We start from the raw sequence: 14,153 nt of genomic DNA, 5'->3' as shown, positions 1-14,153 counted from the left end.
ACAGTCATGATGAGTCGCTGTTCGCGCATAGTGTTGGGATTGGGGGCCACAGGCTTGTCTGTGGTGCGCTATCTGGTGGCTCAGGGGCATGCCCCTATGGTGATGGACAGCCGCCGCAATCCACCCGGTGCTGAGGCGCTGAAAAATGAGTTTCCGGATCTGGAGTTTTGCTTCGGTGGTTTCGATTGCCGTGGTCTGGTGCAGGCCGAGCAGATCATCATCAGTCCAGGGATCCCCATGGATACCCCCGAAGTAAGGGCAGCGTTGGATATGGGCATAGAAGTGATCGGCGATGTGGAACTGTTTGCCCGCGCCATCGCCGACAAGGGCCCATGTGTGCTGGCGATTACCGGTTCCAATGGCAAGTCGACTGTGACGACTCTGGTCGGTGAAATGCTCAAAGCCGGTGGCAAGCAAGCCGCCATCGGCGGCAACATAGGGGTGCCGGCGTTGGAGCTTTTGGGCGAAAACGTCAGTCACTATGTGCTGGAGCTATCCAGTTTCCAGTTGGAAACCACTCATAGTCTCAAGTGTTTGGCGGCAACTTGCCTGAACATTTCCGAAGACCACATGGACAGATACAGCGACCTGGAAGCCTATCGTCAGGCTAAACTGCGGCTCTATGAACTGAGCCGACTGGCGATTTTCAACCGGGATGATCCGCAAACGCAGCCCATGTCACCCATGAACAACAATAGCTTTGGTCTGGGTAACCCCGAAGGGGATGAGTGGGGGATCACCGATGGCAAGATTTTCCACGGCAGCAGTGAAATCATGAATCTGATGGATGTGGCACTGCTCGGCAGCCATAACCACGCCAACCTGCTGGCCGCCATGGCGTTGGCCGATGCGGCCGGCGTGGATAAGGAAGCCATGGCCAGAGTGGCCCGCGAGTACAAAGGCTTGCCGCACAGATGTGAACTGGTGGCGGTCAAGAATGGCGCCACTTGGATCAACGATTCCAAGGCCACCAATGTGGGCGCTACCGTGGCTGCGCTCGAAGGGCTCAGCGACTACCTCGGTGATGTGATCCTGATTGCCGGTGGTGATGGTAAAGGAGCCGATTTCCGGCCGCTTGCCAATGCGCTCGGCTCTGTGACTCACCTTATTACCCTGGGGCGAGACGGTGACAAGATTGCGGCATTGAAAGAGGGCGCCATCAAGGTTGGCTCCATGGCAGAAGCCGTGAGCAAAGCCGCCGAGCTGGCGAGTTCCGGAGACATAGTCTTGTTGTCACCGGCCTGTGCCAGCCTGGATATGTACAGCAACTTTATGGCCAGAGGCGATGATTTCCGCCAACTGGTGGAGGCGCTGGATGAGCAGTGATGAACGACAACTCAGCCTGTTCGGAACCAGCCTCAAGTGGCGCTGGCCCGACTGGTTCGGTGAGAAGCAATCGCAGGGCATGCAACTGTATGACCGGCGTTTGCTGCTTGCCGTTTTGTCGTTGATCGCCTTTGGCTTTGTGATGGTGATGTCGGCTTCTATGCCGGAAGCCCAGAGCCTGACAGGTAATCCGTTTCACTTTGTGACCCGTCATCTGTTTTATCTGGTGGGTTGCGTGGTGATAGCCGCAGTGGTGTTGCAGGTAGAGATGCAGCGCTGGCAGCAACTGAGTCCGCTGATGCTGTTGTTGGTTGGAGTCATGTTGGTGGCTGTGCTGATAGTGGGCACCACGGTAAATGGGGCGACCCGCTGGCTGTCTCTGGGGCCGGTGAGAATTCAGGTAGCCGAGATAGCCAAGTTTGCTTTTGCGGTCTACATGGCCGGTTATCTGGTACGGCGGCATCAGGAAGTGCGTGAAAACGCCAAGGGCTTTTACAAACCGATTGCGGTTTTTGCCGTCTATGCCTTCTTGATCCTGATGCAACCTGATCTGGGAACTGTGGTGGTGCTGTTTGTTGGCACAGTCGGGCTGCTGTTTTTGGCCGGCGCCCGTTTGCTGGACTTCTTTGCGTTAATCCTTGCAGGGGTTATGACCTTTGTGGCTTTGGTTCTGCGGGAGCCCTACCGGATGCGGCGGGTAACTTCCTTCCTCGACCCCTGGCAGGATCCGTTCGGCAGTGGTTACCAGTTGACTCAGTCGCTGATGGCCTATGGCCGCGGCGACTGGTTTGGTCAGGGACTTGGTAATAGCATCCAGAAACTGGAATACCTGCCGGAGGCGCACACTGACTTTATCTTTGCCGTTATAGGGGAAGAGCTTGGATTTATGGGCATTATCGCTGTGCTGGCGGTACTGCTGTTTGTGGCGCTGCGGGCAATTCGTCTCGGCAGTCAATGCTTGGCCATGGATCGGGCATTTGAGGGTTATCTGGCCTACGCCATAGGGATCTGGATCTGTTTCCAGACTGTGGTGAACGTGGGCGCCAGTATCGGCATTTTGCCGACCAAGGGGCTGACACTGCCCTTTATCAGCTATGGCGGCAGTAGTCTCTGGGTGATGACGGCTGCGGTCATGATGCTGATCCGGATAGATCATGAGCGGCGTCTCAGCCTGATCCAGGCGGTGCAGGGGAGGCTGAAGTCATGAAGGGTAACAATTTGAATAACAAACGTATTTTAGTGATGGCCGGTGGTACCGGCGGTCACGTTTTTCCGGCGTTGGCAGTGGCCAGACGCCTGGCACAGCAGGGTTGGCAGGTGCGTTGGCTGGGTACGGCAGACCGGATGGAGGCGCGCTTGGTGCCTCAACACGGCTTTGACATAGATTTTATCGACATCAAGGGCGTGCGCGGCAACGGCATAGTGCGCAAGCTGGCGGCACCTTTCAAGGTGCTGCGCTCGATTATTCAAGCGCGCAGGGTCATCCGCGAATTTCGGCCGGATGTGGTGTTGGGCATGGGCGGCTTTGCCAGCGGTCCGGGCGGCGTTGCCGCCAAGCTCAGTGGTATTCCGTTGGTGTTGCATGAGCAAAACGCCATTCCGGGGATGACCAATAAGCTGCTTTCCCGTATCGCCACTAAGGTGCTGTGCGCCTTTGCCAATACCTTCGAGCCGGGTAAGGCCGAAGTGGTGGGCAACCCTATTCGCCAGGAGCTTATCACTCTGGGTGGGCAGCCCAGAGCCCAGCATCAGGATGCGCTGAAAATTCTGGTCGTCGGTGGCAGTTTGGGGGCCAAGGTATTCAACGACCTTATGCCGGCCGTGGTTGCCGAGGTCAGCAAGTCACAGTCGGTGACGGTTTGGCATCAGGTGGGTAAGGGCAATCAGGCGCCGGTGGAAGCCGAATATCAGCAGCTGGGACAAGACGGCAGAGTCAAAGTGGCTGAGTTTATCGATGATATGGAAGCCGCCTATCGCTGGGCCGATGTGGTCATCTGCCGCGCCGGAGCCTTAACCGTTTCCGAGTTGGCGGCCGTTGGCCTGCCCAGCCTGTTGGTGCCTTATCCCCATGCGGTGGATGATCACCAGACCCGCAACGCCCAGGTGTTGGTGGATGCGGGTGCGGCCTTCCTGTTGCCGCAGCCTATTGTCGATGTGCCCAGGCTGGCGAATAAGCTGGCCTTGCTTGGCAGTGATAGAAATGAATTGGCCCTGATGGGGCAAAGAGCCAGAGCGGCCGCCGTGCTGGATGCGACCGATAAAGTCGCCCAAGTCTGTATCGAACTGGCAGAGAAAGGAAATAGATGAATAACAGAGCAGAGAAATACGCCCAGCTTCGCGCCATGATCCCGGAAATGCGCCGGGTGCGTCGTATTCACTTTGTTGGCATAGGTGGTGCCGGCATGGGGGGCATTGCCGAGGTTCTGGTCAACGAAGGTTATCAGGTCAGTGGTTCGGATATTGCTGAAAATGCCGTGACTGAGCGTTTGGCGGCTCTGGGTGCTCGCATCATTATCGGCCACAGTGCCGAGGCTGTGGTGAACGTTGATGTGGTGGTGGTTTCCACCGCGATTAAAGCGGATAACCCGGAAGTCGCGGCCGCCAGAGCCAGCCGCACTCCGATAGTGCGCCGTGCCGAGATGCTGGCCGAGCTGATGCGTTACCGTCATGGGGTGGCGATTGCCGGCACCCATGGCAAAACCACTACAACCAGCCTTATCGCCAGTGTTTATGGCCAGGCCGAGCGGGATCCGACCTTTGTAATAGGTGGTCTGCTCAATAGTGCCGGCACCAATGCTCGCTTGGGGCACAGCCGTTACCTTATCGCCGAGGCCGATGAGAGTGATGCCAGCTTCCTGCATCTGCAGCCCATGGTGAGTGTGGTAACCAATATTGAAGCCGACCATATGGATACTTATGGCGGCGATTTTGAGAAGTTGAAAACCACCTTTGTGGACTTCCTGCATAACCTGCCGTTCTACGGCGTGGCCGTGCTCTGTATCGATGATCCTGTGGTGAAAGAGATCATGTCGCGTATTGGTCGCCACATGGTGACCTATGGCTTCAGTGATGAGGCCGATGTGCAGGCACTCAACTTTAGCCAGGAAGGACATCAATGCCGTTTCACCGTGCGTCGCAAGGGGCGGGACGACTTGGAGCTGCTGCTGAATCTGCCGGGACGGCACAATGTGCTGAACGCCTTGGCGGCGATTGCCGTGGCCAGTGAAGATGATATAGATGATGCCGCCATAGTGCAGGCGCTGGCGGAGTTCCAGGGAATTGGCCGCCGCTTCCAGCACCTGGGGGCCTTCGATACTCCCAAGGGCGAGGTGATGCTGGTTGATGATTACGGCCATCATCCCAGTGAAGTCGCTGCCACTATCAAGGCGGCTCGTGCCGGTTGGCCTAATAAGCGCCTGGTGATGGCTTATCAGCCACACAGATATAGTCGCACCCGGGATCTGTACGAGGACTTTGTCGAAGTATTGTCTCAGGTCGATGGCCTATTGCTGCTGGAGGTCTATCCCGCCGGTGAAGCACCTATCGCGGGAGCAGACAGCCGCGCGTTGTGCCGCAGCATCAGATTGCGTGGTCAGGTCGACCCTATCTATGTCGCTACGCCGGAGCAGTTGCAGGAGATACTGCCGGATGTGCTCAAGGACGGCGATCTGCTGATGACCCAAGGCGCCGGCAATATAGGCGCCCTGGCGCGCCAACTGGCGAGCAGCAAACTGGGGTTTAGTGATGATAAGAAAGATACGATTGCTGAATAGATTTTCGCCGCTTAATGGCTTGAAAACAGTATCTTTTGACCAAGAAAACCAGCCCTATATAATGGCCGGTTTTCCGTCAAGCTAACGGGCAGGACCATGGCGCTGAAGGACAGGTTGCACAAGGGCCGGGCAAGGCTAGCCGGAGTCAATTGGTATCTCTGCAGCGGGATTGGCTTTCTGCTGTTGGTACTGGCGGCATTCGGCATGGCGGCTTGGAAACTGGGACTGGTGCTGAATGATGCCGAGGCTTTGCCCATTGAGGCAGTGGCGATAAAAGGCGAGCGCCAGTACACCACGGATGCGGAAATCCGTGGCGCCTTGCAGGACTTGATGCAGCGTAGCTTTTTCAGCGCTGATGTGGCCGAGGTGCAGCAGGCGCTGGAGGCCCTGCCTTGGGTATACAGGGCCTCGGTTCGGCGCGAATGGCCGGCCAAGCTGAAGGTTTATCTGCAGGAGCAGGTCGCCGTGGCGCACTGGAATCAGGATGAATGGCTCAATGAACACGGCGAGGTGTTCCTGGCGCCACCGCAACCCGGGCTGGAAAATCTGCCTTGGCTGGCGGGACCTGAACCTATGGCGAAGGAGGTATTGATCTCCTTTCGGCAGATGGATGAACTGCTGCGGATAAACAGCTTCAAGCTGGATAGATTGAGTCTCAGCCCGAGACATGCCTGGGAGGCGACTTTGGGCAACGGCATCATGCTGGAGTTGGGACGAGAGGATAAGATGGCGCGGATACAGCGTTTTATCAACGTGTATCCCGAGTTGGTTAAACAGGAAAAGAGTGTCGCCAGAGTGGATCTACGCTATGACACGGGTCTGGCAGTAGGCTGGGAAGACGCACAAGAAGAGAGCCGTTAATTAATGACCAAGAACCAAGATAGAAATCTGATCGTCGGATTGGACATAGGGACATCCAAGGTCGCTGTGATCATAGGTGAAGTCTTGCCTGATGGCGAAATCAGTGTCGTCGGTCTGGGTAATCATCCATCACGCGGCATGGATAAAGGCGGGGTCAACGACCTCGATTCTATCGTGCGCAGTGTGCAGCGGGCCCTGGATCAGGCCGAGCTGATGGCAGACTGTCAGGTGTCTTCGGTGTATTTGAGCATTTCCGGCAAGCATATTGATTGTCAGAACGAAAACGGCATGGTCTCCATCAATGATGAAGAGGTGACCCAGGAAGACGTGGACAACGTCATTCACACGGCCCGTTCGGTGAAGATCCCCACCGAGCGCCGCATTTTGCACGTACTGCCGCAGGAATATGCCATAGATGTTCAGGAAGGGATCCGCAGCCCTATCGGCATGTCCGGCATGCGGATGGAAGCCAAGGTGCATATAGTTACCTGCGCCAATGATATGGCCAAGAATATCACCAAGAGTGTTGAGCGCTGTGGCCTCAAGGTGGACGACCTGGTGTTTTCCGGTATCGCTTCGGCCGATGCGGTACTGACCAATGATGAAAAAGATCTGGGTGTTTGTCTGGTGGATGTCGGTGGCGGTACCACAGATATCGCTGTGTATACCAATGGCGCTCTGCGTCACTGCGCCGTGGTGCCGGTGGCCGGCAATCAGGTAACCAGTGATATCGCCAAAATTTTCCGCACGCCGCTGTCGCATGCCGAGCAGATTAAAGTGCAGCATGCCAGTGCCCGCAGCTCCATGGTGAGCCGTGAGGACAGCATAGAGGTACCGTCCGTAGGTGGTCGGCCATCAAGAACCATGTCGCGTCATACTCTGGCCGAAGTGGTTGAACCCAGATATCAGGAACTGTTCGAGTTGGTATTCAAAGAGCTCAAGGACAGTGGCCTGGAAGATCAAATTGCCGCCGGCATAGTGTTGACCGGGGGCACCGCCTCTATCGAAGGGGCGGTGGATGTTGCCGAAGCCACGTTCGGCATGCCGGTCAGGGTGGCATCACCGCTGCCGGTGAAAGGTTTGTATGAATATGTGGATCAGCCCATCTACTCCACAGGTGTTGGGCTGTTACATTACGGCGCGCGCAGGGTTATCGAACGTCAGTTTGAACGACCCGAGCGTCAAGGGGTGACCAGTCTCTGGAATCGGGTTCAGAGCTGGTTTAAAGGTGAGTTTTAACTTACGTAAACGCAGGTAATACGGAGAATTCAACCATGTTTGAGATCATGGATACTCATTCTGACGAGGCGGTGATAAAGGTCATCGGCGTCGGTGGTGGCGGTGGTAATGCCGTCGAACATATGGTGAAACACAACATCGAAGGTGTTGAGTTTGTTGCCACCAATACAGATGCCCAGGCACTGCGTAAGTCTGCCGCGGGCACCACAATTCAACTGGGACGTGATGTCACCAAGGGCCTGGGTGCCGGTGCCAACCCGGAAGTCGGTCGCGCTGCTGCCGAAGAAGATCGTGAAAATATCCGTGAGGCCATCAAGGGCTCGGATATGATCTTCATCGCTGCCGGCATGGGCGGTGGTACGGGTACAGGTGCTGCTCCTGTGGTGGCGCAGATTGCCCGCGAAGAAGGGATATTGACAGTGGCCGTGGTCACCAAGCCTTTCCCATTCGAAGGCAAGAAGCGTATGGCCTATGCCGATCAGGGCATTGGAGAGCTGGCCAAACATGTTGACTCGCTGATCACTATCCCCAACGAGAAGCTACTCAAGGTATTGGGCCGTGGTACATCATTGCTGGATGCCTTCGCTGCCGCCAACAACGTACTCTTGGGCGCGGTGCAGGGTATCGCCGAGCTGATCACCCGTCCCGGTCTGATTAACGTCGATTTCGCCGACGTGAAAACTGTTATGTCCGAAATGGGTAACGCCATGATGGGCACAGGGGTAGCTCGTGGTGAAGACCGCGCCGAAGAAGCTGCCGAAGCGGCCGTTGCCAGTCCGCTGCTGGAAGATATCGACTTGGCAGGCGCCCGCGGCGTACTGGTCAACATCACTGCCGGCATGGATATGAGCATTGAAGAGTTCGAGACTGTGGGTAACCACGTCAAGGCTTACGCTTCTGACAACGCGACAGTGGTAGTTGGTGCTGTTATCGATCCGGAAATGAGCGATGAGCTGCGAGTCACTGTAGTTGCTACCGGTATAGGTTCGGAAAGAAAACCTGACATTCAGCTGGTATCCAAACCTGCTCCACGTCAGGAACCTGTGCCAGAGCCTAAGGTCGAAGCATACGTGCCTCAGGAAGAAGCCGTTGCGCCTGTATCTCACAAGAGCAATGCGGTTCCTGCGTCACAGCCTGCGCCCAACCCGCACAAAAACGAGCTTGATTATTTGGATATTCCGGCGTTTTTGCGTAAGCAAGCCGACTGATACTGGCGGTTATCGCTGGTGTAAATTGGGTGATCTCCTTTGTTTCTGTTAAGCAAAGGCAGGTAAATTTTTGTGAAATTACCAATTTATGCTAGGATATCCGGCCAGCCGCGCCTGACGAGTGTCGATTTTATCGTCAAAGGCAGGGCTTTTTGTTGAGATGAATACGGGTAACTAAATGATTTTTCAAAGAACTGTTGAAAAAATGGTAAAGACCACCGGTGTCGGTTTGCACTCCGGCAATAAGGTGACTTTGACTATCAAGCCCGCACCAGTCAATACAGGGATCGTACTCGTGCGCACCGATATGCAGCCGGCAGTGGAGATTGCTGCCAAGGCAGAGCAGGTGCGTGAAACGACTATGTGTACGGCTCTGGTCAATGATGAAGGTGTTCGCATCTCAACGATTGAGCATCTGTTTGCTGCACTCGCGGGTTTGGGAATCGACAATGCCGTTATTGAAGTGGATGCTCCCGAGATTCCTATCATGGATGGCAGTGCCAGCCCTTTTGTATTCCTGCTGCAAAGCGCGGGGATCAAAGATCAGTCAGCGGCCAAGAAATATCTGAAAATCAAGCGCACAGTGCGTGTTGAAGACGGTGATAAGTGGGCTGAACTGCGACCTTTCAAAGGTTTCAGAGTCGATTTTGCCATCGATTTCAATCACCCTGAAATCGCCCGTAGTCAACAGCATATGGTGATGGATTTTTCCTCTTCTGCCTTTGTGAAAGATATCAGTCGTGCCAGAACCTTTGGTTTTATGCGTGATATCGAGTATCTGCGTGCCAACAACCTGGCATTGGGCGGCAGTATGGAAAACGCGGTTGTGCTTGATGAATATCGTGTCCTCAACCCCGATGGCCTGCGTTATGAGGATGAATTTGTTAAGCACAAGATTCTGGATGCGTTTGGTGACCTGTATGTGGCGGGTCACGCCATAGTCGGAGAATTCTGTGCCTACAAGACGGGGCATGCCCTGAACAACCAGCTGGTGCGGGCATTGCTTGCTCAGCAGGATGCCTGGGAGTTGGTCAGCTTTGAAAAAGAAGCGGATGTGCCTGTCAGCTTTATGATGCCATCCAATGTCGTGATGGCTTAATCGTAAAACTAGGACTGCCTTTTACGGCTGGCTAATGCAGCCAGCCGTTTTAGTTTCTGGCCCAGCTCGCCCTCGGTGTGTTCGGCCAGTGCATTAATATGTGAAGCTGCAGTTTCACTCAGCTGTCTGTGAACCACTTGGGGTTTTGCCCCCGATGTTGCCAGTGCCGGGTTGACTTTAACCTCAATAGCGGTAAGCATTGGGAGCGTTTCTGCCTGAAGTTGGGCAAGAAGTTTGGTTTTTTGAAAGTTAATCCTGGCGGCCCAAGCGGCGGAAGGGGTCTCAATAACCAACACACTTTGGCGCAGATTGGCAACTTTCAGCTGTTCGCTGACAGGGCCTGACAGCAGTTGTTTGACATGCTGGTTCAGATACAACAAAAGCTCCGCTTTCTCGGCCAGATCGGGCAAACGTCCCGACTGATGCAGTAATTGGCTGAGGTGCTGAGGGAGCTTCTTCATTACGATAATAAGATGGCTGAATTAGGCTATGAGTGTAACAGTTTTTATTCAAGGTCGGAATGGCGTGACGCGCTGGCAACCGGGCAAACGCTGGTTGCTGTTGCCTATTTTGCTCCTCGCTGCGGGCACAGGGCTCTATCATTACAACGCCGAGCGATTTGAGTCGCAACAGGCTAACGTCGACAACGAGCGTCAGGCTCGTGAGCAGCAACAGAAACAAGTCAAAGAACTCAAGCAAGCAACAGAGACTCAGTTGGCAACTCTGGTGGCGCATGTCGCCAGAATGCAGGCCAAACTGACCCGGCTTGAGGCTCTCGGGCAAACTCTTGCCCAGAATTACCAACTTGAAGAACAGTTCGATTTTGGCGCCGAGGTAGGTCTGGGGGGTCTAAGCGAGCTGGGTACCAGCATAGAGCTGGAGCAGCTGATCTCTGATATGGATCGGCTGGCATCAGGAATTGATAGCAATAATGCTCAGTTGTCACTGCTTGAAACAGTGGCTTCCAATCTCCATATAGATGAAGAGCGTTATATATCAGGGCGGCCAATCAATAAAGGTTGGTTATCTTCGCCCTACGGTTTACGTAATGATCCTTTCAATGGCCGCAGAACTGTGCATAAAGGCATAGACTTTGCGGGTACAGAAGGAGCCGATGTAATCGCCACCGGTGGTGGTGTAGTGACATGGGCCGGGAATATGTTTGGCTATGGTGAGTTGGTGGAGATAGATCACGGTAACGGATTGCGCACCCGCTATGGCCATAATAAAGCTTTGTCAGTAACTGTAGGTGATGTGGTCGCCAAGGGCGAGAAAATTGCCACCATGGGAAGCACTGGGCGTTCGACAGGACCCCATGTGCATTACGAAGTGTTGCGGGGTGGACAGCAGATAGATCCCAAGAAGTACGTCTACCGCAAAGCAGGTTAATTGGAACTGGCCGCCAGACTCGCAAGAGGCTTGGCCTACAACAGAATAAGTGATTCAGATGTTAGGTAAATTACTGACAAAAGTATTTGGTAGTCGTAACGACCGCACCCTTAAAGCCCTGGGCAAGATAGTCAACAAGATCAACGCACTCGAAGGTGAATATGAGCAACTCAGCAATGAGCAGCTCAAGGCCAAAACCCAGGAGTTCCGTGATCGGCTCGAAAAAGGGGAAACCCTTGACGACATCATGGCCGAAGCCTTTGCCACTGTGCGAGAGGCTTCCAAGCGGGTGTTCGAGATGCGCCACTTCGACGTGCAGTTGATAGGTGGTATGGTGCTGGACAGCAACCGCATTGCCGAGATGCGCACCGGTGAAGGTAAGACTCTGACCGCCACGCTGCCGGCCTATCTCAATGCACTGACCGGTAAGGGCGTTCACGTTATTACAGTGAACGACTATCTGGCTCGCCGTGACGCCGACACTAACCGCCCACTGTTTGAATTCCTTGGAATGACGGTTGGGGTTAACGTCGCCGGTCTTGGTCAGCTGGAAAAGAAAGCTGCCTATAACTCAGATATCACTTACGGCACCAACAACGAATTTGGTTTCGACTATCTGCGCGACAACATGGCGTTTTCACCACAGGAGCGGGTACAGCGTCCATTGCATTATGCTCTGATAGACGAAGTCGACTCCATTCTTATTGATGAAGCCCGTACACCGCTGATCATCTCCGGCGCCGCGGAAGACAGCTCTGAGCTCTACATCAAGGTCAACACACTGATCCCTAATCTGATCCGCCAGGATAAAGAAGACTCGGACGACTATGTCGGTGAGGGTGACTTCAGTGTTGATGAAAAGGCCAAGCAAGTTCACATGACTGAGCGCGGCCAGGAAAAAATTGAACTCCTGTTGATCCAGGCCGGACTTCTGGCCGAAGGGGATTCGCTTTACTCGGCCGCCAATATCTCACTGTTGCACCATGTTAACGCCGCGCTGCGCGCTCACACCCTGTTTGAACGTGATGTCGACTATGTTGTGCAGGACGGCGAAGTGATCATCGTCGATGAGCACACTGGCCGTACCATGCAGGGGCGCCGTTGGTCTGAAGGTTTGCATCAGGCGGTGGAAGCCAAAGAAGGCGTGAAGATCCAGAATGAAAACCAGACCCTGGCTTCTATCACCTTCCAAAACTACTTCCGTCAGTATGAAAAACTGGCCGGTATGACAGGTACTGCCGATACCGAAGCCTTCGAATTCCAGCATATCTATGGTTTGGATACCGTAGTAATCCCCACCAACCGGCCGATGATCCGTAACGATATGGCTGACTTGGTGTACCTCACTGCCAAAGAAAAGTACGCCGCCATTATTCAGGACATCAAAGGGTGCCGTGAACGTGGTCAGCCGGTATTGGTTGGTACAGTTTCCATCGAACAGTCTGAACTGTTGTCCAACCTGTTGGACCGGGAAAAGATCCCTCACAAGGTACTGAATGCCAAATTCCACGAAAAAGAAGCTGAAATTGTTGCTCAGGCCGGACGTAGTGGAGCGGTAACCGTAGCCACCAACATGGCCGGTCGTGGTACGGATATCGTCTTGGGTGGCAGCTGGAAAGCGGAAGTTGAGGAACTGGAAAACCCAACCGAGGAGCAGATCGCCAAGATCCGTGTCGACTGGCAAGAGCGTCACGATGCCGTGGTTGCTGCCGGTGGTTTGCACATTCTGGGCACAGAACGTCACGAGTCCCGCCGTATCGACAACCAGCTGCGTGGTCGTTCCGGCCGTCAGGGCGATGCGGGTTCATCACGTTTCTACCTGTCGATGGAAGACAGTCTGATGCGGATCTTCGCTTCAGATCGCGTTGCCAACATGATGAAGAAGCTGGGCATGGAAGAAGGCGAAGCCATCGAACATCCTTGGGTATCTCGTGCGATTGAGAATGCCCAGCGCAAAGTGGAAGCCCGTAACTTCGATATTCGTAAGCAGTTGCTGGAGTTTGATGATGTTGCCAACGACCAGCGTCAGGTGGTTTACGCTCAGCGTAACGAACTGATGGATGCCGAAAGCATTGAAGATACCATCAAGACTATTCAGGAAGACGTGATCACAGGCGTTATCGATCAATACATTCCACCACAGTCAGTTGAAGAGCTCTGGGACGTTCCCGGCCTCGAGCAGCGACTCAAGCAGGAATTTGTACTGGACTTGCCGCTGCAGGAGTGGCTGGATAAAGAAGAAGACCTGCACGAAGAGACCCTGCGTGAGCGGATCATCGAATCCTGGCTCAAGGCCTATGAGGCCAAAGAGCAGATGGTGGGCCCTGAGGTGCTGCGCCAGTTCGAAAAGGCCGTGATGCTGCAGACCCTGGATGGTTTGTGGAAAGAGCACCTGGCTGCCATGGACCACCTGCGTCAGGGGATCCACCTGCGTGGTTATGCTCAGAAGAACCCCAAACAGGAATATAAGCGTGAGTCCTTTGAGCTGTTCCAGCAGATGTTGGAGTCACTCAAGCATGATGTGATCAGTATTCTGTCCAAGGTTCAGGTACAGGCTCAATCAGATGTAGATGAAATGGAAGCCCGTCGTCGTGAAGAAGAAGCGCGGATCCAGCATCAATATCAGCACGCCACATCTGAAGCTTTGAATGAAGCCGAACACGATGCTGAAGTTGCTGCACATACTCCAGTTGTGCGTGATGGTGAGAAAGTTGGGCGCAACGATCCTTGTCCTTGCGGCTCAGGTAAAAAATACAAACAGTGTCATGGCAAACTGAGCTAACACACTGTAAGTCATTAAAGGCAATCTCCGGATTGCCTTTTTTGTTGCTTTTGAAATGCGTTTTTTGCTCCACAAACTCACAAATGTGGATAACTCTGGGGGTAAAAAGTGCTTAACGTGTGACTAACCCTATGGCCTCAAAAAAGATCGCAAAATACTGAAAAAAGCCCTTGCGCAAAAGTTTTGGCTCCCTATAATGCGCACCCACTGACACGGCGAACGAGAACAAATATCTGTTCAAATTCAAAGTCGGTAACGCGGCAACAAGCCTTGGTTTCAACGGTGTGAAGTTAAAAACATCACTAGCTCGAAACCAGATAAAAAAGGGCTTGACGCTGAAAAAGGGATGTGTAGAATACGCAGCCCTGACCCGATGAGAATCATCGCGGTCCTGCTCTTTAACAATCTATCAAGCAATCTGTGTGGACACTCACAGGCATTGAGAAATCGACAAAACGATTTAACTCGATGAAGAG

At 54.0% G+C, this 14,153-nt stretch carries 11 protein-coding genes; 10 read left to right on the top strand and 1 reads right to left on the bottom strand.

The genetic code is table 11. The features are described 5' to 3' along the window. The first annotated feature begins 6 nt into the window (after positions 1–6). The 8 genes from murD to lpxC all read left to right on the top strand — a co-directional run bounded on the left by murD (position 7) and on the right by lpxC (position 9,506). Positions 7–1,326, top strand: a complete 1,320-nt coding sequence (murD, locus tag ACMHXI_RS11250) for a UDP-N-acetylmuramoyl-L-alanine--D-glutamate ligase (protein WP_413734945.1) — start codon at positions 7–9, stop codon at positions 1,324–1,326. Beyond that, positions 1,316–2,533: a cell division protein FtsW gene (ftsW, locus tag ACMHXI_RS11245; protein ID WP_117200230.1), complete on the top strand. Its 1,218-nt coding sequence runs from the start codon at positions 1,316–1,318 to the stop codon at positions 2,531–2,533. The genes murD and ftsW overlap by 11 nt, the downstream gene beginning before the upstream one ends. Beyond that, the gene (gene murG, locus ACMHXI_RS11240; RefSeq protein WP_101095162.1) at positions 2,530–3,633 is read left to right on the top strand and encodes an undecaprenyldiphospho-muramoylpentapeptide beta-N-acetylglucosaminyltransferase; all 1,104 of its coding nucleotides are present in this window, start codon (positions 2,530–2,532) and stop codon (positions 3,631–3,633) included. Before ftsW ends, murG begins: the two co-directional genes overlap by 4 nt. Then, positions 3,630–5,099 (top strand): UDP-N-acetylmuramate--L-alanine ligase, encoded by a 1,470-nt coding sequence (gene murC / locus ACMHXI_RS11235; protein WP_219160194.1) that lies wholly within the window; start codon positions 3,630–3,632, stop codon positions 5,097–5,099. The genes murG and murC overlap by 4 nt, the downstream gene beginning before the upstream one ends. A gap of 96 nt (positions 5,100–5,195) precedes the next feature. Further along, positions 5,196–5,960, top strand: a complete 765-nt coding sequence (locus tag ACMHXI_RS11230; RefSeq protein ID WP_106408513.1) for a cell division protein FtsQ/DivIB — start codon at positions 5,196–5,198, stop codon at positions 5,958–5,960. A gap of 3 nt (positions 5,961–5,963) precedes the next feature. Further along, entirely contained in the window at positions 5,964–7,199 is a 1,236-nt protein-coding gene (gene ftsA, locus ACMHXI_RS11225; protein ID WP_025010894.1) for a cell division protein FtsA, read from the top strand. Positions 7,200–7,234: 35 nt separating this feature from the next. Beyond that, positions 7,235–8,407 carry a cell division protein FtsZ gene (gene ftsZ / locus ACMHXI_RS11220; RefSeq protein ID WP_025010895.1) on the top strand — a complete coding sequence of 391 codons (1,173 nt, stop codon included), beginning with the start codon at positions 7,235–7,237 and terminating at the stop codon, positions 8,405–8,407. A gap of 178 nt (positions 8,408–8,585) precedes the next feature. Then, complete coding sequence (lpxC, locus tag ACMHXI_RS11215; protein ID WP_025010896.1) at positions 8,586–9,506, top strand: UDP-3-O-acyl-N-acetylglucosamine deacetylase; 921 nt, start codon at positions 8,586–8,588, stop codon at positions 9,504–9,506. Positions 9,507–9,514: 8 nt separating this feature from the next. On the opposite strand, the gene ACMHXI_RS11210 is transcribed toward lpxC, so the two are convergent. Next, on the bottom strand, positions 9,515–9,967 hold the full coding sequence (locus ACMHXI_RS11210) for a DUF721 domain-containing protein (RefSeq protein WP_025010897.1): 453 nt from the start codon (positions 9,965–9,967) through the stop codon (positions 9,515–9,517). Positions 9,968–9,995: 28 nt separating this feature from the next. Between ACMHXI_RS11210 and ACMHXI_RS11205 the strand changes: the two genes are divergently transcribed. Continuing rightward, positions 9,996–10,895 carry a M23 family metallopeptidase gene (locus tag ACMHXI_RS11205; protein WP_028781130.1) on the top strand — a complete coding sequence of 300 codons (900 nt, stop codon included), beginning with the start codon at positions 9,996–9,998 and terminating at the stop codon, positions 10,893–10,895. A gap of 58 nt (positions 10,896–10,953) precedes the next feature. Next, positions 10,954–13,677 (top strand): preprotein translocase subunit SecA, encoded by a 2,724-nt coding sequence (gene secA, locus ACMHXI_RS11200; protein WP_044733552.1) that lies wholly within the window; start codon positions 10,954–10,956, stop codon positions 13,675–13,677. Positions 13,678–14,153 lie beyond the last annotated feature (476 nt).

The sequence above is a fragment of the Shewanella sp. BJSY2023SW005 genome, from assembly GCF_047314585.1.
Classification (GTDB): Bacteria; Pseudomonadota; Gammaproteobacteria; order Enterobacterales; family Shewanellaceae; genus Shewanella; species Shewanella algae.
This window is presented reverse-complemented; position numbering and strand designations above follow the sequence as displayed.

Excerpts from the sequence above, each read along its gene's own strand:
- murD (WP_413734945.1), top strand. The coding sequence starts at position 7 with ATGATGAGTCGCTGTTCGCGCATAGTGTTGGGATTGGGGGCCACAGGC.
- ftsW (WP_117200230.1), top strand. The coding sequence starts at position 1,316 with ATGAGCAGTGATGAACGACAACTCAGCCTGTTCGGAACCAGCCTCAAG.
- murG (WP_101095162.1), top strand. The coding sequence starts at position 2,530 with ATGAAGGGTAACAATTTGAATAACAAACGTATTTTAGTGATGGCCGGT.
- murC (WP_219160194.1), top strand. The coding sequence starts at position 3,630 with ATGAATAACAGAGCAGAGAAATACGCCCAGCTTCGCGCCATGATCCCG.
- ACMHXI_RS11230 (WP_106408513.1), top strand. The coding sequence starts at position 5,196 with ATGGCGCTGAAGGACAGGTTGCACAAGGGCCGGGCAAGGCTAGCCGGA.
- ftsA (WP_025010894.1), top strand. The coding sequence starts at position 5,964 with ATGACCAAGAACCAAGATAGAAATCTGATCGTCGGATTGGACATAGGG.
- ftsZ (WP_025010895.1), top strand. The coding sequence starts at position 7,235 with ATGTTTGAGATCATGGATACTCATTCTGACGAGGCGGTGATAAAGGTC.
- lpxC (WP_025010896.1), top strand. The coding sequence starts at position 8,586 with ATGATTTTTCAAAGAACTGTTGAAAAAATGGTAAAGACCACCGGTGTC.
- ACMHXI_RS11210 (WP_025010897.1), bottom strand. The coding sequence starts at position 9,967 with ATGAAGAAGCTCCCTCAGCACCTCAGCCAATTACTGCATCAGTCGGGA.
- ACMHXI_RS11205 (WP_028781130.1), top strand. The coding sequence starts at position 9,996 with ATGAGTGTAACAGTTTTTATTCAAGGTCGGAATGGCGTGACGCGCTGG.
- secA (WP_044733552.1), top strand. The coding sequence starts at position 10,954 with ATGTTAGGTAAATTACTGACAAAAGTATTTGGTAGTCGTAACGACCGC.